Source organism: Allorhizobium sp. nf9_anc (assembly GCF_056323085.1).
On sequence record NZ_CM150481.1, the window covers coordinates 2,719,098 to 2,737,506 of the forward strand.

Below are 18,409 nucleotides of genomic sequence, written 5' to 3' on the forward strand. Positions count from 1 at the left end.
CTCATGCATCACCAGAAAGCCTATCGCGATCGTCTTGATCGGGTCCTCGATTATATCTACGCCCCTCTGGACGACGATCTCTCCTTCGATAGTCTGGCGGAAGTCGCCTGCCTGTCGTCCTATCACTGGAGCCGGATCTATTCGGCCATGCGTGGAGAGACAATTGTCGCAACGATCCGGCGGCTGAGGCTCCAGCGTGCAGCGGATCAACTCGCGAACTCCGATGCGGATATGCAGGCCATCGCCCGGCAGGCCGGTTACAGCTCCAGCGACAGTTTCGGGCGGGCATTCAAGGAGACCGTCGGGACGAGCCCGACTACTTACCGCGAGATGGGCTCGCATGCCACATTCAAGGCCGCAAGCATGGCCAGCGACGGCAGTGGCTTTCCCGTCACGGTGGAAACTTTACCGGAGCGGCGTTGCGCCGGGATCGATCACACAGGGTCTTACATGACGATCGACCATGCCATGGGCAAACTGTTTGCCGAACTTGTCCAGCGATCTCTTCTACCGGCGGAGCCTGCCATGATCGGCGTGTTCTTTGACGATCCCGATCTCGGACCCGAGCACGCCCTGCGTTCGCGGGCCTGCTTGCCGATACCCGTTTCCATTGCCATCGAAATGCCGCTGGTGGAGACAGTTCTGCGCGGTGGTGCCTATGCCAAGCTCAGCTACAAGGGGCCTTATGCCGATATGCGGGGTGCCTATCGCTGGCTGCTCGGCACCTGGTTGCCCGCCTCCGGTTACGAGCCTGATGATGCTCCCATCTTCGAAGCCTATCTCAGCGACCCGTGTCACGTGCCGCAAGCGGAACTGCGCACAGACATTCACCTGCCTTTGAAGACGGTGCCATGACTGTGCCGCCTGTGCCGGACGCCGTTTACCGCGCACTCTCGCGCCACCTAGACACTGTGCGGGCGCGTCTTCTGGAGATCCGCCTGCTGATCTTTGCGGTGGCGAAAGACATCGGAGATGTCGGCCCTCTGACGGAAACGCTCAAAGGGGGCGAGCCCGCTTACCTGACCGAGATCAGCCGAAGCGGAACCACGATTCGACTGGGCGCCACCAGAGAGGCGCCCCATAACAGCGCGCTGCTGTTCAACTGCAAGACAAGCCTCATCGACATGTTTCGCAACACGTTTACAGCGGACTTCACGTTCGAGGGAAACCGCGCACTGGTGATCCCGGCAGACCGAGAGCTGCCCCGCGCGCCGTTGCTATTCTGCCTGAGTGCGGCTTTGACCTATCATCGGCGGAGGTGCACAGGCTCTCGCAACTGAAGAGAGGGGAAGATCAAGGACGCCTGCCCCTCAAGCGTGCCCCGCATCCATCGACAGCATGACCGGGTTGATGCCCATCAGGGCCAGCGCCCGGTCGTATTTGTTGTCGAGGCTGCGGTCGAAGATCAGGATTTCGGTGGCAGCGCAATGCAGCCAGCCATTCTGGACGATTTCCTCTTCCAGCTGGCCCGGTCCCCAGCCGGCATAACCGAGCAGCATGGTCGCGTGGCGCGGGCCTCGCTTGAAACCACACCTTGAGCATGTTATACAAAAGTTCGACTTTTGGGGCGAGCGAACATCATGAGCAAGGCGCAGGCAGCATCCGGCTTCTCCACTAGATCCAAACTGAAGAAGGCCGGTGGATCGCTGGTCCTCACTGTGCCGGCTGCGGCACGGAACATGCTGGGCTTGACGGAAGGGCAGGAAATGATCGTTTCCGTCGTTGGGCAGCAAGTCATAGCAGAACCCGTCACGGCGCCCGCGAAAACGATCAAGGTTCGCAAACCAAAATACACACTCGACGAGCTGGTCGAGGGCTACGACAGTGAGCTCTCAGCCGACGAACGTCGCTGGATGGATGCTCCACCGGTAGGAAACGAAGCTTGGTAAGGCCCAACGTCCCTTCGCCTGGTGAGATCTGGTGGCTGGACATGCACCCGTCCGCCGGCAAGGAGCAGCGTGGGCGGCACGCTGGCCTCATCGTGTCGGCAAACAAGTTCAACCTCGCGACCGGATTTGCCTTTATCGCTCCAATCACCACTGTCGGCACTGCTTCACGTGTCAATGGGTTTGCGGTCCCGTTGGCTGGCGCAGGCACGGGTGTGACAGGTATAATTCAGGTCGATCAGATCAAATCAATGGACTGGCGCAACCGCCACGCAGAAAGATCGAAGGATCGAGTACCAAACGATATACTGACTGAGGTCCTAGAGCGCTTTGCGCCGATCTTCGGTCTGGTATTTGCCGATGCAGAGGACTAGGGCTGAGCTCATTCCGGAGCTGCACCAGCCTGACCTCAAGCGTGCCCCGCATCCATCGACAGCATGGCCGGGTTAATGCCCATCAGGGCCAGCGCCCGGTCGTATTTGTTGTCGAGGCTGCGGTCGAAGATCAGGCTTTCGGTGGCCGCGCAATGCAGCCAGCCGTTCTGGGCGATCTCTTCTTCCAGCTGGCCCGGTCCCCAGCCGGCATAGCCGAGCAGCATGGTCGCGTGGCGCGGGCCTCGGCCATCGGAGATGGCGCGGACGATATCGAGGGTGGCGGTCAGCGAGATGTCGTCGCTGACGGGGATTGAGCTGTCGGAGAGATAGTCATCGGAATGCAGGACGAAGCCGCGGTTCTGCTCCACCGGGCCGCCGCACTGGATGGGGAAATGACGGGCGTGATCGGGCAGCATGATCGCATCGTTGCGATCGATGAGTTCGAGATGCAGGAGAAGATCGGCGAAGGTCACCGATTGTGAGCGGTTGATGATGAAGCCCATGGCGCCGGCATCCGAGTGGGCGCAGATATAAACGACGGCGCGGGCGAAATTGCCGTCCGCCATGCCCGGCATGGCGATCAGCAGGTTGCCATCCAGGAAACCGCGTTCTCTCAGACTGGTTTTCGACGACAATGCCATGCCCGCCTCCTTGGCTGCCTCGACGGCAATCGGCTTCATGCGTGGTTCAGATGTGGTCTCTTATCCAAGATGAGGCAGAAGCGGATTGTGATCAACCCAAAATGATGAGCATGAAGCAAGCGTGACTGGCCAAGGCGAGAGTGATCTTTTAGAGCCGGGTAAATGAACTCTAAAACGGCAGTAGACATGTCTCGTTTCAGCCTGCCATGCGGCTTGCGCAGCGCGCGGCTCATGATGCTTTCCCTTGCGATCGGGCTTGCCTCGCTGGTCACGGCGGGTCCCGTGGCGGCTGCCAGCAGCGAATGGGCTGTCAACGAAGGTGGGCGGATGCGGCTGATCCTGCTGCCCGACACCGGCGACGGCGTGCGGCACGGAGCCCTGGTGATCGAGCCGAAGCCGGGCTGGATCACCTATTGGAAGGAACCCGGCGACGTCGGGATCCCGCCCGCCATCACGCCGGCTCCGGGCGTCTCCTACACGGTCAACAGCGTCGGCTTTCCGGTGCCGAAAGTGCTGATGAACGGTGACATGATCGATGTCGGCTACGACCATCCCGTCACGCTGCCGCTCACTCTGAAGGATGCGCCGAACACATCCGGCGTGACACTGAGTGCCTTTGTCGGCGTTTGCCAGAACATCTGCATTCCCTTCCAGGCCGACCTGACTGTTCCGGCGGATGAAGGCGGCACCGCCAATCCGGTGGAGGCGGCACTCATTGCTTCCGCGCAGTCGAAGGTACCACCCGGCCCTTCCCCGGACTTCCATGTGGTCGGGCATGAGCTCAAGCTGGACAGCAAGGAGCTTGTCATTCGGCTGAAGATGCCGGTTTCCGCGGAGGTGCCGCGCGTGTTTGTCAGCGGTCCGAGCGGGCATGTCTTCGTCAAGGCCTCGATGACTGCGGGGGCCTCGGGGGAAACGGTGCTGACATTGCCGATCAAAAAGCTGCCGAAGAAGTATCGGATCGCCGGGAAGCAGTGGGGCATCCTTGTCGTCAGCGACAGCCGCGCCATGGAAACCGTGCTTGCCTTTGAATGACCTCCACCTATATTCGCCTCGACCGCCGTCCGGAGGGGTTTCGGGCGGTTCAACGCAAGCGAGGACGATTTCATGACCATTGCCATTGGCGAAAAGCTGCCCCAGGCCACCTTCAAGGAAAAGACCGCTGACGGCCCGGTGGAAGTCACCACGGAACAGCTGTTTGCCGGCAAGAAGGTCGTCGTCTTTGCCGTCCCCGGCGCGTTTACCCCGACCTGCACGCTGAACCACCTGCCCGGCTATCTGGAAAACCGCGATGCGCTCATGGCGCGCGGCGTCGACGCGATTGCCGTGGTCTCGGTCAATGACTGGCACGTGATGGGCGCATGGGCGCAGCATTCGGGCGGCATGGGCAAGGTCCACTTCCTCGCCGACTGGGACGCCGGTTTCACCAAGGCAATCGGCCTCGACATCGACCTGTCGGGCGGCGGCCTCGGCGTACGCTCCAAGCGCTATTCGATGCTGGTCGAAGACGGCGTGGTGAAGAGCCTCAACATCGAAGAAAACCCCGGCCAGGCGACCGTGTCTTCAGCAGCCACGATGATCGAGCAGCTCGGCGCCTGAGCGGCAGAACCGATCCTCAATGTTCGGAGGCCCGGGGAACCGGGCCTCTTTTCGTTTGTCACCCGAGATCAATGAGCAAGGTCGAAGACAAGAATGCCGGCCAGACCGCCATCGGTGGCGCTGACGATACGCTCGCCGACCTCGATGTGCTTGGGGTGCTTGAGATAGTAGTCGCGCACCATCTCGTCCTCGAAGGTGACGATGAAGCCATCGTTGTAACCGCCGCTCAGGCCCTCGGGCGAGACATTCGGTCCTGCCTTGACCTCCAGCATCCCCGGGACCACGTCCCTCAAGGCCGCAATCGCGGCATAGATCGCCTGCTTCTCGGTTTCCTGAACTGCCGCCTTGAAGCGCAGGAATACGCAGTGCTGGATCATGGATGCCTCCCGTCGTGTTGTTTTGCGGGGAGCATAGGGTGAACGGGGGAAAGGGCAAGAGGGCGGCGCTGAGCACCATCCTTGCCCGACGCTCACTTCACCAGCAACGACTTCGGAAAACCACCCGTCTTTTTGAAGGGCTCCATGCCCTTGCGGGCAAGCTCGTCGGCGCGCTCGTTCTCAGGATGGCCGGCATGGCCCTTGACCCAGTGCCACTTGACCTTGTGGCGCTGGTTGGCGACGTCGAGCGCCTGCCAGAGTTCGCCGTTCTTGACCGGTTTCCTGTCGGCGGTCTTCCAGCCGTTCTTCTTCCAGCCGAAAATCCACTTGGAGATGCCGTCCATGACGTATTTGCTGTCGGTGTAGAGGTCGACTTCGCAGGCGTCCTTGAGAGCGTTGAGCGCCGTGATGGTGGCCAAGAGTTCCATGCGATTGTTGGTGGTATCCGCCTCGCCGCCGCAGAGCTCCTTTTCGGTCTCGCCATAGCGCAGAACCGCGCCCCAGCCACCAGGGCCGGGATTGCCCGAGCAGGCACCGTCGGTGAAGATGTCGACATGTTTCATGAAATCAGTCCGTATTCGGAGGCATTGGTGACGGCGCGGTGGAAGCGCAGCTTGCGCAGATATTCGAGCGGGTCCTTCTTGACCACCAGCGCGCCTTCCGGCGTCGTCAGCCAGTCATAGAGCCGCGTCAGGAAGAAGCGCAGCGCCGAGCCGCGGCAGAGCACCGGCAGGCTTGCGATCTCATCGGCAGACAGCGGGCGCACAGAGAGATAACCCTCGATCATCGCCTTGCCCTTGGTGATGTTGTAGGCGCCGTCCTTTTCGAAACACCAGGCGTTCAGGCAGATCGACAGGTCATAGACCAGGAAGTCGTTGCAGGCGAAATAGAAGTCAATCAGGCCCGAGAGATCGTCGCCAAGGAAGAAGACGTTGTCGGGAAAGAGGTCGGCATGGATGACGCCTGACGGCAGTTCCTTCGGCCAGTGGGCGGCGAGGAAATCGAGTTCGGCGCCGATCTCGTCTTCCAGCCCGGTCTCAACCTCGTCAGCGCGGGCTTCGGACTTTGCCCAGAGCGTCTGCCAGCCTTCGAGGGACAGAGCATTGGTACGGGTGAGTTCAAAGCCCTCGCCCGCCACATGCATGCCCGCGAGCGCCTTGCCCACTTCGCGGCAGTGCTGGGCTTCCGGCTTGCGCAGCCACATGCCTTCGAGGAAGGAGATGAGGGCAGCGGGGCGGCCGGAGAGTTCGCCAAGCAGCGCGCCATCCTTGCGCGGCAAGGGCAGCGGGCAGGACAGGCCGCGTTCCGACAAATGGTGCATCAGACCGAGGAAGAAGGGCAGATCGTTGCGGTCCACGCGCTTCTCATAAAGCGTCAGGATCAGCGGCTGCTTCGTCGTGTGCAGCAGGAAATTGGTGTTCTCGACGCCCTCCGCGATGCCCTTGTAGGACAGGAGGTCGCCCGCGTCATATTGCGCGAGGAAGGCCTTGAGATCGATTTCGTTGATGTCGGTGTAAACTGCCACAGCTTTGAGGTTCCGTGCCGCTTCGGGGATGGGCCGAGTCCTATAACGGGTGTGGCGCGCATGCCAGCCCTGGAACGACACGGGGCACAGGAAATGGGGCGTGCGCCAGCTGCATCAGGCTGACAGCGCATAGCCCTTGGCGTAATTGTGGTTCTCATCGTCCTTCATATGGCGCTCTGCTGCCTGCGCGAGGAAGCCGGAGCGTGTCAGACCATGCGCTTCTGCATGGGAATCAATCGCACGCAGCAGGTCCTCCGCCAACGTGATGTTGACGCGGACTGCCTTCTTGGCTGGGCCTCTCAGCGGGATAAGAACGGCCACGGCATCGCTGTTTTCCGGATCAGACATGATCGCCTCGAGCGAAGAAGGCTCGGGGATCGCCTCACCGTCCTCGATCATGCCTTCGACATGAAACGCCAGCGCCTCCTCCGCCATTCGGCGTGCATCGTCCAGATCCGTGCCAGCCGTGGCTACGCCCGGAAAGTCGGGAAAGGAGACGCCATAGTCGCTGTCAGGATCCTTGTGGATCAGGCCGATGAAATTGTGCATGTGATCACCTCAGCTTCAACGCAGACTGCTTCTCGATGTTCTTCAGAGTGCCGATCGGCAGATCCCTCTTTGGATGAGGCACAGTCACGCGGCCGGGCTTTGTGTCATGTTTGAATTGGACATGACTGCCCTTGGTGGAGACTTCGTACCACCCGTCCGCCTTCAAGGCGGCAATGACTGCTGAACTCCTCATCAGACAATTATACACACTTGATGCGCACTGCTCAAGTTACTCAGCCTGTCCCAAACCGACCCAAATTTTACAGCTCGCTAATATTATTCCTGTAGTATTCCCTCAAATAATGACCGGAATGACGCAATGGACCTTCCGCCAACCGCCCGCATGGCGCATGACTTTGCCGCGGCCATGAGCCTCGCGCTGATTGTGGTCGACAGTCACGGCGACATCCGCTTTGCGAATGACGCGTTCTGCAGCATGTTCGGCTACGAACCGGATCAGATCCGGGGGCATCCGGTTACCATGATTATTCCGGAGCGCATGCGCGGTGCGCATACGGTGGGCATGGCCAATGTTGCAGGCGGCGCCAAGCCGGGGCTCGGTGGCAAGCCGGTGGAAGTCTCCGCGCTGAGGAGCGACGGGTCCGAATTTCCGATCGAGATCACGCTTTCCACCTGGACGGCCGAGGACGGCTTCTGGGCGGGTGCTGCGATCAAGGACATATCGGAACGGCGCGAGCGGGATGCCCGCCTGATGCGTCTTGCCTCGCACGACACCCTGACCGGTCTGCAGAACCGTCACGAATTCATGACCGTGCTTGCGCAAAAGATGGCTTCTGGCGAGCCGTGCAGTCTGATCCTGATGGATCTCGACGGCTTCAAGGAGGTGAACGACACACATGGCCATGTGATGGGGGACAGCCTGCTGCAGGCGATTGCTGTGCGCATACCCTATCTGCTGGGCGACACGGCGCGTGTAGCACGCCTCGGCGGTGATGAATTCGCCATTCTCTATGCGCCGTGCAGCGATCCGCTGCTCGTGCAGCAGGAGGCCGTCAAGATCCTTGAGGCGTTTCGAAAACCGTTCAGCCTCGGCGGGATGCATCTGGAACTGGGCGCGAGCCTCGGCATTGCGATTGCACCTGAGCATGGGGCTGACGCGGACGAGCTGCTGGCTTCGGCCGATTTTGCACTCTACTGCGCCAAGGCGGCAGGGGGACGGTCCTACCGCTTCTTCGAACCCGCCATGCGCAGCGAGAGCCAGGCGAAGCGGGATATGCGCGACGAGCTTCGTCACGCCATGCGCAACGGCGATCTGGAGCTCTATTATCAGCCCCAGGTGGAGCTGAGCTCACGACGGATCGTCGGTTTCGAAGCACTCATCCGCTGGAACCATCCGCAGCATGGACTCCTGCTGCCCGGTCGCTTCCTGCCGGCGCTGGAGCAGAGCACGCTCGCTGCCGAAATCGGCTGGTGGACGATCGACGAGGCCTGCCGGATGGCGAAGTCACTCAACGCAGGTGGCGGTGATTGCAAGGTCGCCGTCAATCTCTTCCCGCAACAGTTCCGCGCCGCGAACCTGCGGGATCGGGTGGTCGAGGCCGTCCAGCGACACGACATCTCTGCCAATTGGCTGGAGTTAGAAGTTACCGAGGAAGTGACGCTGAATGACGACGAAGCCAGCCTGCTGACGCTGAAGGCCATTCGCGACATCGGTGTCGGCGTCGCCTTCGACGACTTTGGCACCGGCTATGCCTCGCTGTCTTCGCTGCAGCGCTATCCTCTTTCGACGTTGAAGATCGATCGGGGGTTCATCCGCGATATCCAGACCTCCCCGTCAGACGCTGCCATCACCCGCGCGCTGGTTGCCATGAGCCGCGAAATGCGTCTGGACACCGTGGCAGAGGGGATTGAAACGGAAGCTCAGGCCGCCGTGCTGTTGGCCATGGGATGTCTGCAAGGCCAGGGTTATCTCTTCGGTCGGCCGATGCCGGCGCGGGATGCGCTGTCGCTCTATCAGCAGACGGCAGGACTTTACCGGGATACGCGCGCAGCCGGCTTCCACTAGCCGCCGGGACCAGACCTCAGCCGTTGACCCAGGCCATGTCCTCGCGCGTCAGTTCGACATCGCGCAGCTCGCGGTTGACGAGGAAATGCTCGTTTTCCTCGGCCGTGATTGCCAGCTCCACCTTGGCGTCAAAGCGCTCACGGAAGGCGTCGATGATCTCGTCGACGATGACCTCAGGCGCCGAGGCGCCGGCGGAGATACCGAGCGTGCCGATTTCACCGACATAGTCCCAATCGATCTCGGAGGCGCGCTGGACGAGCAGCGAGCGGGTGGCCCCTGCCCTCAAGGCCACTTCGACGAGGCGCTTGGAGTTAGACGAATTCGGTGCACCGACGACGATGAAGAGATCGCAGCCGGGGGCAGCGTGTTTCACCGCTTCCTGGCGGTTGGTGGTCGCGTAGCAGATCGAGTCTGCCGACGGCGCGGTCAGGTTCGGGAAGCGCTCCATGAGGCGGGCGATAACGCCGGCGGTATCATCGACCGAGAGCGTGGTCTGGGTGACGTAGCCGAGATTGTCAGCGTCGAGCGGCTGATAGGCATCCGCGTCTTCAACGGTTTCGACGAGCGAGACCGTGCCTTCCGGCAGTTGCCCCATGGTGCCGATCACCTCTGGATGCCCGGCATGGCCGATGAGGATGACATGGCGACCGAGACGCTCATGGCGCATGGCCTGCTTGTGGACCTTGGAGACCAGCGGGCACGTGGCGTCGAGATAGAAGAGGTTGCGGCTTGCTGCATCCTCCGGCACCGATTTCGGCACGCCATGGGCGGAGAAGACCACCGGCTGTTGGCGATGCTCAGCCGGGATCTCGTCGAGCTCTTCGACGAAGATGGCGCCCTTGGCTTCCAGACCTTCGACGACATAGCGATTGTGGACGATCTCGTGGCGCACATAAACCGGCGCCCCGTAGCGCTTGAGAGCGAGCACGACGATCTGGATGGCACGGTCGACGCCGGCGCAGAAGCCGCGCGGGCCGCAAAGCCTGATCGTCAGAGGGGGGCGGTTCAGGTGCATGTTCATCGGATCAACCGGCTATCAGGACAGCGATAATGGCGAGGGCAGCGGGAAGCGCCTGGATGACGAAGATCTTCCGCGAGGCCGTTGCACCTCCATATAGGCCGGCGACCAGCACGCAGCCAAGGAAAAACAACTGAATTTGAGTGCCGACGGAAACATCCGGGTGGAGCAGGCCCCAGATCAGGCCGGCGGCAAGGAAGCCGTTGTAGAGGCCCTGGTTGGCCGCCATGACCTTGGTCGCGTCCGCCTGCTCGGGCTTCATGCCGAAGGCGCGGCGCCCGGTCGGGGTGGTCCAGAGGAACATCTCGAGGATCAGAATGTAGATGTGTTCGAGCGCGACGAGCGCCACCAGCGTAGAGGCGAGATAGGACATGCAGTTTCCCCGACACGGCGGTCTATTCGCCGTCTTCATCCGGTCCTTCTAGCGGAAAAACTTCTGTGGCTCTATCGGGATTTCCGACGGATCAGGCCTGCAAGGACGACCGCGACCAGGGCAAAGGCAAGGCCATACCAGGTGATGACATATTGCAGGTGGTTGTTGGGCAGGTCGATCTGGGTCACGCCACCCTTGGGCAGACCGCCTGCGACCAGCGTCGAATCGGCATCGAGGAAGAAAGGCAGGACGCGGTCTGCCGGCAGATCGACGGAAGCCGCCATGCGGGTGCGGTCCTTCCAGTAGAAGATGTTCGCCGTCTCGTCATTGTCCGGAACCAGCGAAGACGGCTTTTCGGTCAGTTCTGCCCGGGCGAGACCCGTGATCGTCTGCTCCCCCTCGACCAGGCTCTCCGGCCGGGTTGCCGGATCCTTGCGGTCATAGGGGACAAAGCCCCTGTTAACGAAGAGGTAGCGCCCGTCGGCAAGCTCGAGCGGCGTGTAGAGGTAGAAGCCCGACTGGCCCCGGAAGGTTGCGAGGAAGTGGCGTTCCTTGTCGTTCAGGTAACGACCGCTCGCCGTGGCATGCCGATAATCGACCGCTTCCCCTGCTGCCAGCAGCCGTTCCAGTTCGGCGATATCGACGGGCGCGGCAGTGCTGCGTTGCTGGATGTCGGCAAGCAGGGCTTCCTTCCAGTGCAGACGGCTGACCTGCCAGGTGCCGAGCGTGAGGAGGATGACAAGCGCTGCGGGAACGAGCACCAAGGCAATCCAGAAACGGCAGGTGCGGCGGCCGGTCCCGCTCCCATCTCCCATGCCCTCACCCATGCCCATGTCAGCCACGGTCGATGACCCCTTGCGAGGCGTTGTGCTTGTATTGGAGGGCAATCAGCAGGGCTTTCAGGAAGCGCATCAGCCACAAGGTCAGCGCCACGCCGAGCGGCGCGAAGACGAGGATGTGGAGCCACATCGAAGGCTGGTAGGTCAGCTCCACCCAGACGGCGAAACCGACGACCAGAAGGTCGGCCAGCAGGATGACGAAGATTGCCGGGCCATCGCCCGCATCCACCCAGGAGAGATCGAGGCCGCAGGAATTGCAGCGGGCCTTCGGCTTGCTGAAGCCATCAAACAGCTTGCCGTTGCCGCAGCGCGGGCAGGACGCCGTCAGCGCCGCCTTGACCGGATCAACCGGCGGAAATTTCGCTTCGTCTTCGGTCATGGTGTGATCTCGATCGGCGTGCCATCAGGCACGGAATTCCAAATAATATCCATATCCGCATTGGTAACGGCGATACACCCATCCGTCCAATCGAAACGCTGCGTCAAATACGCCAACCAGCCCAGATAGTTCCTCTGGCCATGGATCATGATCATGCCGCCCGGGTTTTTTCCTGAAGCTTCGGCACGGGCTATGTCAGCGGCATCTGGATAGGAAATGTGCAAAGAGAGATGATAGGCACTTTTGTCATTGCGCCAATCGATCCGGTAGCGCCCCTCCGGTGTGCGCTGATCGCCCTCTTCGCTCTTGTGCCCCTCCGGTGCGCCACCAAGTGCAATGGGAAACGTCGCCAGTATCGTTTGTCACTGCATCAGGGAAAGACGCCGATCGGATTTGTCGACCAAGATATGGCTGGCGATTTCGGTCGCTGCGGAGGATGTAGTAGTCTGAGACCACACCGCAACAGTGGATGCGGCGGCCAAAACTGACGCACAGAATAGACTTGAGACGTTCATTGCCATGGCTGCATCTTCCGTGAGCATCCAAAGCGCATTCCGTGACCCGAGCAGATGGCAAAACAAAGGCGGCTGGGTTGCAGCCGCCTTTGTCAAAATCAACCTGAAACCACATGCCTCAATGGGCGAGCGGTGCGCCCCAGTCGCCCCAGATATAGATGGCGAAGAAGAGGAACAGCCAGACGACGTCAACGAAGTGCCAGTACCAGGCGGCAGCTTCGAAGCCGAAATGCTGCTGCGGGGTGAAGTGGCCGGCCAGCGCACGGAACAGGCAGACGATCAGGAAGATCGTGCCGACCAGAACGTGGAAGCCGTGGAAGCCGGTCGCCATGAAGAAGGTGGCGCCGTAGATCGAATTCTTGAAGTCGAACGGCGAGTGCATGTACTCGTAGGCCTGGACGAACGAGAACAGAATGCCGAGCACGACCGTCAGTGCGAGGCCGGAGACCAGGCCCTTGCGGTCATTGTGGAGCATCGCATGGTGCGCCCAGGTCACGCAGGTGCCGGACAGCAGCAGGATGACGGTGTTGTAGAGCGGCAGGTGCCAGGGATCGACAACCTCGATGCCCTGCGGCGGCCAGGTGCCACCGGTAAACTCGACGCGGCTTGCCTGGATCGCTTCGTTGGCGAAGAGGCTGGCGTCGAAGAAGGCCCAGAACCAGGCAACGAAGAACATCACTTCAGAAGCGATGAACATGATCATGCCGTAGCGCAGATGCAGCGAGACGACGCGGGTGTGGTGGCCTTCGTGGGCTTCCTTGATGGTATCGGCCCACCAGGCGAACATCGTGAAGAGCACGATGGCGAGGCCAATATAGAAGAGCCACGGGCTGGCGAAGTTGATGCCGAACAGGTTCAGCGAGCCGCCATTCAGGTAGCGCATGTAGCCGACGCCACCGAAGGTGAGGACGAAGGCGCCGATCGAGGCCAGGAGCGGCCATGGGCTCGGATCGATGATGTGGTAGTCGTGGTTCTTCTGGTGCGCTTCGGCCATTTCAGCAATCCCCGAATGTCAATTTCATTACGAGTTCCGGCGAACCGGAGCCCTCTCACAGTTTCGGCTGTTCCTTGTCTTCACCGACCGACAATGCGGCCACCGGCTCCTGATCATCGCGCGGATAGAAGGTGTAAGACAGGGTAATCGTTCCGATGCCCTTTGTCTCTTCCGCCTCGACGATGGCGGGATCGACGAAGAAGACGACCGGCATTTCCAGTGTTTCGCCCGGCTGCAACGTGGTCTTGGTGAAGCAGAAGCACTGGACCTTGTTGAAGTAGGCACCGGCTTCGCCGGGGGTGACGTTGAAGATCGCCTCACCGGTGACCGGATGAGGCGAATTGTTCGTCGCGGTGTAGGTGATCTGGACGGTTTCGCCGATCTTTGGCGTCACCTTCTTGTCGACCGCCTTGAAATCCCAGTTCAGACCGGGAGAGGCATTCGCATCGAAGGTCACGTTGATCGTACGGTCGAGCACGACGTCGGACACCTGCTCGACGCGCTGGGTCGTGCCACCGTAACCGGTGACCTGGCAGAAAAGCTGGTAGAGCGGCACAGCCGCATAGGCCATGCCGACCATGGCGCCGACGAAGACAACGCAGGCGCTCGCCACGCCGAGATTGCGGCGGCTGGATTGCTGGATATGGTCGTTCGATTCGGTCACGATCTTTGCCTCGTCAGCCCACGTTGCCGATCTTGATGATGGTCACGACATAGAAGATCACGACGAGAGCCGCGAGCACGACGCCGAGGGCAATGTTGCGGCCACGTCGCGACTTGCGCTGCTTGTCGTTGAGTTGAACGGTTTCGATCAAAGGGCACCTCCGAGCGAGCCGACAAACGGCGCGAGGTAGAAATCGATCATCAGGGCCGCGAAGATCGCGAAGAGATAGAAGATCGAATAGGCGAAGAGCTTTTTGGCCGGCACCATCTTTTCGTCGCCGTCGGCCATGCGCCAGACGGCGATGGAACAGTGCACGAAATAGGCGCCGAGCAGGCCGGCGAAGATGCCGTAGCCGATGGAGGCGAGACCCGTGACCGTCGGCAGCACGCCCGTGACGGCCGTCAGGACGGCATAGACGGCGATCTGGCGCTTGGTCGAGGGGATGCCGGCAACATTGGGCATCATGGGGACGCCGACTGCGCCATAGTCCTTCATCTTGAACAGCGCGAGCGCCCAGAAATGCGCCGGTGTCCAGAGGAAGATGATCATGAACATGATGACGCTGTCGAGGGCGACGCCACCGGTGACGCAGGCCCAGCCGACCATGGGCGGGAAGGCGCCGGCCGCACCGCCGATGACGATGTTCTGCGGGGTCGAGCGCTTCAGCCACATCGTGTAGACGACTGCGTAGAAGAAAATTGTGAAGGCGAGCAGACCGGCGGCAAACCAGTTGACCGCAAGGCCCAGAATGCCAACGGAGAACACCGAGAGGACGAGGCCGAAGGCGAGCGCCTCATGCGGTGTCACGCGGCCGGCCGGAACCGGACGGGTCGCGGTGCGCGTCATGATCGCGTCGATGTCGGCGTCGTACCACATGTTGAGCGCGCCGGATGCGCCAGCGCCAACCGCGATGCACAGGATCGCGATGAAACCGATGACCGGGTTGATCTCGCCCGGTGCAAGCAGCAGGCCGGCCAGCGCCGTGAAGACGACGAGCGACATGACACGCGGCTTGAGAAGCGCGAAGAAATCGCGGGGACCGGCCTCGGAGAGGCGAACCTCACCTTCCATGCCGAAAACGTCGCCACTGTCGATAACCGTCATACTCTCGAATTCCGTCTTGCTTGCTGTTTTGTCGAGCGCCGCGATCCCTTGGACCGCGGCGCCCGAACTCTTTTCAGTGAGCCTTCCGGCTTACTTGATCTTCGGCAGCTGTTCCCACTGGTGGTACGGCGGCGGCGAAGACAGCTGCCATTCCAGCGTGGTCGCACCTTCACCCCAGGGGTTGTCGCCAGCGACGCGCTTCTTGGCGAAGGCTTCGAAGACGCCGTAAAGGAAGACGAGAACCGCAAAGGCCGAGATGTAGGAGCCGATCGACGAGACATAGTTCCAGCCGGCATAGGCATCCGGATAGTCGATGTAGCGGCGCGGCATGCCGGCGAGGCCGAGGAAGTGCTGCGGGAAGAACACCAGGTTGACGCCGACGAACATGACCCAGAAGTGCAGCTTGCCGACAAACTCGTTGTACATGTAGCCGGTGATCTTCGGGAACCAGTAGTACCAGCCGGCGAAGATCGCGAAAACGGCGCCGAGCGACAGCACGTAGTGGAAATGGGCCACGACGTAATAGGTGTCATGCAGCGAACGGTCGAGACCGGCATTGGCGAGCTGGACGCCCGTCACGCCACCGACGGTGAACAGGAAAATGAAGCCGATCGCCCAGACCATAGGGGTCTTGAAGGTCAGCGAACCACCCCACATCGTCGCGATCCAGGAGAAGATCTTGATGCCGGTCGGCACCGCGATGACCATGGTTGCGAAGAGGAAGTAACGCTGGGCCGAAAGCGACAGGCCGACCGTGTACATGTGGTGTGCCCAGACGACGAAGCCGACGGCGCCGATACCGACCATGGCATAGGCCATGCCGAGGTAGCCGAAGACCGGCTTCTTCGAGAAGGTCGAGATGATGTGGCTGACGATGCCGAAGCCGGGCAGGATCAGGATGTAGACTTCCGGGTGACCGAAGAACCAGAACAGGTGCTGATAGAGAATCGGGTCACCACCGCCTTCAGGCGAGAAGAAGGTCGTGCCGAAGTTACGGTCGGTCAGCAGCATGGTGATGCCGCCGGCGAGAACCGGGAGCGACAAAAGAAGCAGGAATGCGGTGACGAGCACGGCCCAGGCGAAGAGCGGCATCTTGTGGATGGTCATGCCCGGAGCGCGCATGTTCAGGATCGTGGTGATGAAGTTGATCGCACCGAGGATCGAGGACGCACCGGAGACGTGGAGCGCGAAGATCGCAAGGTCGACCGCCGGACCGGGCTGACCCGAGGTCGCAAGCGGCGGATAGAGCGTCCAGCCGCCACCGACGCCGTAAGCGCCTGCCGGACCTTCGACGAACATCGAGAGCACGAGCAGCAGGAAGGCCGGGACGATCAGCCAGAAGGAGATGTTGTTGAGGCGCGGGAAGGCCATGTCCGGAGCGCCGATCATGATCGGGATCATCCAGTTGGCAAAGCCGCCGATCAGCGCCGGCATAACCATGAAGAAGATCATGATCAGTGCGTGGGCCGTCGTGAAGACGTTGTACATGTGCTTGCCGCCATCGATGGCAGCATCACCTTCGAAGCCGTAGACCATCTGGGCCAGACCGTGGAAGATCTGGATGCCCGGGTCCTGGAGCTCCATACGCATGGCAACCGAGAGAGCGGCACCGATGATACCCGCCACGATCGCGAAGATCAGGTAGAGGGTACCGATGTCCTTGTGGTTGGTCGACAGGAACCAGCGGGCGAAGAAGCCCGGCTTATGGTCGTGATGTGCGCCGTGCGCGTGTTCGTCGTGGGCAACAGAGCCAGCCATTGTCTGCACTCCTCTCAGTTCGTGATGTTTTCAGCAGTCTGGACGGCGGCGGGAGCGCCATCGACAGCAGCCATGAGAGCGCGATTGGCGCCGGAGAGATCCGAGGTCGCGGCCTGCAGCCAGGTCGCGTACTGCTCGTCGGTCACGACGCGGATCGCGATCGGCATGAACGCATGGTCCTTGCCGCACAACTCCGAACACTGGCCGTAGTACAGACCTTCACGGTCGGCGCGGAACCAGGTTTCGTTCAGACGACCCGGGATGGCGTCAATCTTGATGCCGAAGGCCGGCATGGCGAAGGCGTGAATGACGTCGGTCGGTGCTGCGGTTACCAGCAGACGAACGGTCTTGCCAACGGGAACGACGACTTCGTTATCCACAGCCAGAAGGCGCGGATAACGGGCGACGTCTTCCTTGCCGATGGCAGCGCGGTCGGTTTCCTTCAGCATGTAGCTGTCGAAGGACACGGCCTGCTCGCCTTCATACTCATAAGACCACAGCCACTGGGTGGCGGTTGCCTTGATGGTGATGTCCGGGTTTTCCGGCATCTTCAGCTGGTAGGTCAGCAGGTTGAAGGACGGGATCGCAATCGCGAAGAGAATGAGAACCGGAGCAACCGTCCAGACAATCTCGATCGCCGTGTTGTGGCTCGTCTTCGACGGCACCGGATTGGCGGCAGCGCGGAACTTGACGACCACGAGGATCAGAAGAATCAGAACGAAGATGGTGATCGGAACGATGAACCACAGTGTGTACTGCTCGAACCAGCTGTTGAACTCCATGATGGAGGTTGCTGGTTCCTGCATACCCATCTGCCAGGGCTTCGGCTGATCGGCGAAGCCTACAGAAGCGAAAAGCAGACAGGCCAAAGCGGCCAAGGCTGCATAGGTTCTCTTCATCACGGTTTGGTCTCCCACAAGCGCTTGATCCACATCAAACCATAGCGCAAAAATCATGCTAGTGTCGCCGTTTCAAATCACAGATTGGCCGCAATCGCAATACGCCCGGACGAAAGCCGGTGCGGCATTTTTGCGCTTCATCAAATACATGCGACCTCGATGCACAGGCTTTAACCAGTTGGGGCACCATGAGGCGCATGATTGCGCTTCCACATCCAAAACGCAGTCCCAATTATGCCGTAGTCGGCCTTAAAACAGGCGTCGGGGCTTCCCATTTGCACACCCCGACGACAAGAATGTCGGCAATGATTCGTTTTCCAGAGGTTTTCATGGGTCTGCCTAGACTTGCCTGGTCCAGCCTGACCGCGAGCGCCGTGCTGATCGCCGCTCTCGCGACGCCGGCGCTGAGCCAGCAACCGCAACAACAGCCGGGTTCGATCCGCTCCAACCACGGGGCTTGGTCTGTCATCTGCGACAAGCCGGCCGGCGCATCCGAAGAGCAATGCGCTCTGATGCAGAACGTCATTGCGGAGGATCGTCCGGAAGTCGGGCTCTCCGTCGTCGTCTTGAAGACCGCCGACCGCAAGGCGCGCATCCTGCGTATCCTCGCCCCGCTCGGCGTCCTCTTGAAGGATGGCATGGAGCTCTTCGTCGACGGCAACAATATCGGCCGCGCCTATTTCACCCGCTGCTTCTCCGAGGGCTGCTATGTGGAAGTGGAGATCGACGAGGAATTGATGAAGATCCTGCGCGCCGGCAAGGCTGCCGTGTTTGCGCTGCGCGAATCCGCCGACCAGGATCGTGTCGGTATTCCGATCGAGCTTGCCGGCTTCGGGGAAGGTTATGACAAGCTGCCCTGAGCGGCCGGTCGCCGGATCGTGATGACATT

At 61.0% G+C, this 18,409-nt stretch carries 25 protein-coding genes and 1 pseudogene; 8 read left to right on the forward strand and 18 right to left on the reverse strand.

The features are described 5' to 3' along the window. The first annotated feature begins 3 nt into the window (after positions 1-3). A complete protein-coding gene (locus AC02Y0_RS13305) occupies positions 4-855 on the forward strand; it encodes an AraC family transcriptional regulator (RefSeq protein ID WP_476379389.1) in 852 nt (283 codons plus the stop codon). Further along, a complete protein-coding gene (locus AC02Y0_RS13310; RefSeq protein WP_476379390.1) occupies positions 852-1,280 on the forward strand; it encodes a DUF1801 domain-containing protein in 429 nt (142 codons plus the stop codon). The genes AC02Y0_RS13305 and AC02Y0_RS13310 overlap by 4 nt, the downstream gene beginning before the upstream one ends. A gap of 30 nt (positions 1,281-1,310) precedes the next feature. Here AC02Y0_RS13310 and AC02Y0_RS13315 read toward each other — a convergent pair. Continuing rightward, positions 1,311-1,517: pseudogene (locus tag AC02Y0_RS13315) on the reverse strand (YqgE/AlgH family protein); the annotation flags it as partial. Positions 1,518-1,580: 63 nt separating this feature from the next. On the opposite strand from AC02Y0_RS13315, the gene AC02Y0_RS13320 reads away from it, so the two are divergent. Further along, a complete protein-coding gene (locus AC02Y0_RS13320) occupies positions 1,581-1,889 on the forward strand; it encodes an AbrB/MazE/SpoVT family DNA-binding domain-containing protein (protein WP_476379391.1) in 309 nt (102 codons plus the stop codon). Further along, entirely contained in the window at positions 1,883-2,260 is a 378-nt protein-coding gene (locus tag AC02Y0_RS13325) for a type II toxin-antitoxin system PemK/MazF family toxin (RefSeq protein ID WP_476379392.1), read from the forward strand. The genes AC02Y0_RS13320 and AC02Y0_RS13325 overlap by 7 nt, the downstream gene beginning before the upstream one ends. A 35-nt stretch (positions 2,261-2,295) precedes the next feature. Here AC02Y0_RS13325 and AC02Y0_RS13330 read toward each other — a convergent pair whose 3' ends face one another. Continuing rightward, positions 2,296-2,901 carry a YqgE/AlgH family protein gene (locus AC02Y0_RS13330; RefSeq protein ID WP_476384023.1) on the reverse strand — a complete coding sequence of 202 codons (606 nt, stop codon included), beginning with the start codon at positions 2,899-2,901 and terminating at the stop codon, positions 2,296-2,298. 186 nt (positions 2,902-3,087) lie between these two features. On the opposite strand from AC02Y0_RS13330, the gene AC02Y0_RS13335 reads away from it, so the two are divergent. Then, the gene (locus AC02Y0_RS13335; protein WP_476379394.1) at positions 3,088-3,936 is read left to right on the forward strand and encodes a protein-disulfide reductase DsbD domain-containing protein; all 849 of its coding nucleotides are present in this window, start codon (positions 3,088-3,090) and stop codon (positions 3,934-3,936) included. Between the two features lie 72 nt (positions 3,937-4,008). Beyond that, on the forward strand, positions 4,009-4,500 hold the full coding sequence (locus AC02Y0_RS13340; RefSeq protein WP_476379396.1) for a redoxin family protein: 492 nt from the start codon (positions 4,009-4,011) through the stop codon (positions 4,498-4,500). Positions 4,501-4,568: 68 nt separating this feature from the next. Here AC02Y0_RS13340 and AC02Y0_RS13345 read toward each other — a convergent pair whose 3' ends face one another. From AC02Y0_RS13345 to AC02Y0_RS13365, 5 genes are all read right to left on the reverse strand, one after another. Next, on the reverse strand, positions 4,569-4,877 hold the full coding sequence (locus AC02Y0_RS13345) for a Dabb family protein (protein WP_444557638.1): 309 nt from the start codon (positions 4,875-4,877) through the stop codon (positions 4,569-4,571). Positions 4,878-4,969: 92 nt separating this feature from the next. Further along, positions 4,970-5,440, reverse strand: coding sequence for a ribonuclease HI (rnhA, locus tag AC02Y0_RS13350; RefSeq protein WP_476379398.1), 471 nt, complete (start codon positions 5,438-5,440; stop codon positions 4,970-4,972). Continuing rightward, positions 5,437-6,402, reverse strand: a complete 966-nt coding sequence (locus AC02Y0_RS13355) for a homoserine kinase (protein ID WP_476379399.1) — start codon at positions 6,400-6,402, stop codon at positions 5,437-5,439. Before AC02Y0_RS13355 ends, rnhA begins: the two co-directional genes overlap by 4 nt. Before the next feature lie 114 nt (positions 6,403-6,516). Further along, positions 6,517-6,951 (reverse strand): type II toxin-antitoxin system HicB family antitoxin, encoded by a 435-nt coding sequence (locus AC02Y0_RS13360; RefSeq protein WP_476379400.1) that lies wholly within the window; start codon positions 6,949-6,951, stop codon positions 6,517-6,519. A 4-nt stretch (positions 6,952-6,955) separates the two neighbouring features. Then, the gene (locus AC02Y0_RS13365; RefSeq protein ID WP_476379401.1) at positions 6,956-7,144 is read right to left on the reverse strand and encodes a type II toxin-antitoxin system HicA family toxin; all 189 of its coding nucleotides are present in this window, start codon (positions 7,142-7,144) and stop codon (positions 6,956-6,958) included. 126 nt (positions 7,145-7,270) lie between these two features. Between AC02Y0_RS13365 and AC02Y0_RS13370 the strand changes: the two genes are divergently transcribed. After that, positions 7,271-8,977 (forward strand): putative bifunctional diguanylate cyclase/phosphodiesterase, encoded by a 1,707-nt coding sequence (locus tag AC02Y0_RS13370; protein WP_476379402.1) that lies wholly within the window; start codon positions 7,271-7,273, stop codon positions 8,975-8,977. 16 nt (positions 8,978-8,993) lie between these two features. Here AC02Y0_RS13370 and ispH read toward each other — a convergent pair whose 3' ends face one another. From ispH to coxB, 11 genes are all read right to left on the reverse strand, one after another. Next, entirely contained in the window at positions 8,994-9,992 is a 999-nt protein-coding gene (gene ispH / locus AC02Y0_RS13375) for a 4-hydroxy-3-methylbut-2-enyl diphosphate reductase (RefSeq protein ID WP_476384024.1), read from the reverse strand. A gap of 10 nt (positions 9,993-10,002) precedes the next feature. Beyond that, a complete protein-coding gene (locus AC02Y0_RS13380) occupies positions 10,003-10,368 on the reverse strand; it encodes a DUF1304 domain-containing protein (protein ID WP_476379403.1) in 366 nt (121 codons plus the stop codon). Between the two features lie 71 nt (positions 10,369-10,439). Beyond that, entirely contained in the window at positions 10,440-11,183 is a 744-nt protein-coding gene (locus AC02Y0_RS13385) for an SURF1 family protein (protein WP_476384025.1), read from the reverse strand. Between the two features lie 19 nt (positions 11,184-11,202). Then, positions 11,203-11,586: a DUF983 domain-containing protein gene (locus tag AC02Y0_RS13390; RefSeq protein ID WP_476379404.1), complete on the reverse strand. Its 384-nt coding sequence runs from the start codon at positions 11,584-11,586 to the stop codon at positions 11,203-11,205. Beyond that, positions 11,583-11,942 (reverse strand): L,D-transpeptidase family protein, encoded by a 360-nt coding sequence (locus AC02Y0_RS13395; protein WP_476384027.1) that lies wholly within the window; start codon positions 11,940-11,942, stop codon positions 11,583-11,585. The genes AC02Y0_RS13390 and AC02Y0_RS13395 overlap by 4 nt, the downstream gene beginning before the upstream one ends. A gap of 277 nt (positions 11,943-12,219) precedes the next feature. Further along, a complete protein-coding gene (locus tag AC02Y0_RS13400) occupies positions 12,220-13,095 on the reverse strand; it encodes a cytochrome c oxidase subunit 3 (protein ID WP_444557630.1) in 876 nt (291 codons plus the stop codon). Between the two features lie 55 nt (positions 13,096-13,150). Further along, on the reverse strand, positions 13,151-13,738 hold the full coding sequence (locus AC02Y0_RS13405) for a cytochrome c oxidase assembly protein (protein ID WP_476384028.1): 588 nt from the start codon (positions 13,736-13,738) through the stop codon (positions 13,151-13,153). Positions 13,739-13,772: 34 nt separating this feature from the next. After that, positions 13,773-13,910, reverse strand: a complete 138-nt coding sequence (locus AC02Y0_RS13410) for a hypothetical protein (protein WP_162695047.1) — start codon at positions 13,908-13,910, stop codon at positions 13,773-13,775. Continuing rightward, positions 13,907-14,863 carry a heme o synthase gene (locus AC02Y0_RS13415; RefSeq protein WP_102019505.1) on the reverse strand — a complete coding sequence of 319 codons (957 nt, stop codon included), beginning with the start codon at positions 14,861-14,863 and terminating at the stop codon, positions 13,907-13,909. Before AC02Y0_RS13415 ends, AC02Y0_RS13410 begins: the two co-directional genes overlap by 4 nt. Before the next feature lie 90 nt (positions 14,864-14,953). Continuing rightward, positions 14,954-16,621, reverse strand: coding sequence for a cytochrome c oxidase subunit I (gene ctaD / locus AC02Y0_RS13420; protein ID WP_476379405.1), 1,668 nt, complete (start codon positions 16,619-16,621; stop codon positions 14,954-14,956). A 14-nt stretch (positions 16,622-16,635) separates the two neighbouring features. Then, positions 16,636-17,523, reverse strand: coding sequence for a cytochrome c oxidase subunit II (coxB, locus tag AC02Y0_RS13425; RefSeq protein WP_102019656.1), 888 nt, complete (start codon positions 17,521-17,523; stop codon positions 16,636-16,638). Positions 17,524-17,849: 326 nt separating this feature from the next. On the opposite strand from coxB, the gene AC02Y0_RS13430 reads away from it, so the two are divergent. Then, complete coding sequence (locus AC02Y0_RS13430; RefSeq protein ID WP_476379406.1) at positions 17,850-18,380, forward strand: invasion associated locus B family protein; 531 nt, start codon at positions 17,850-17,852, stop codon at positions 18,378-18,380. Positions 18,381-18,409 lie beyond the last annotated feature (29 nt).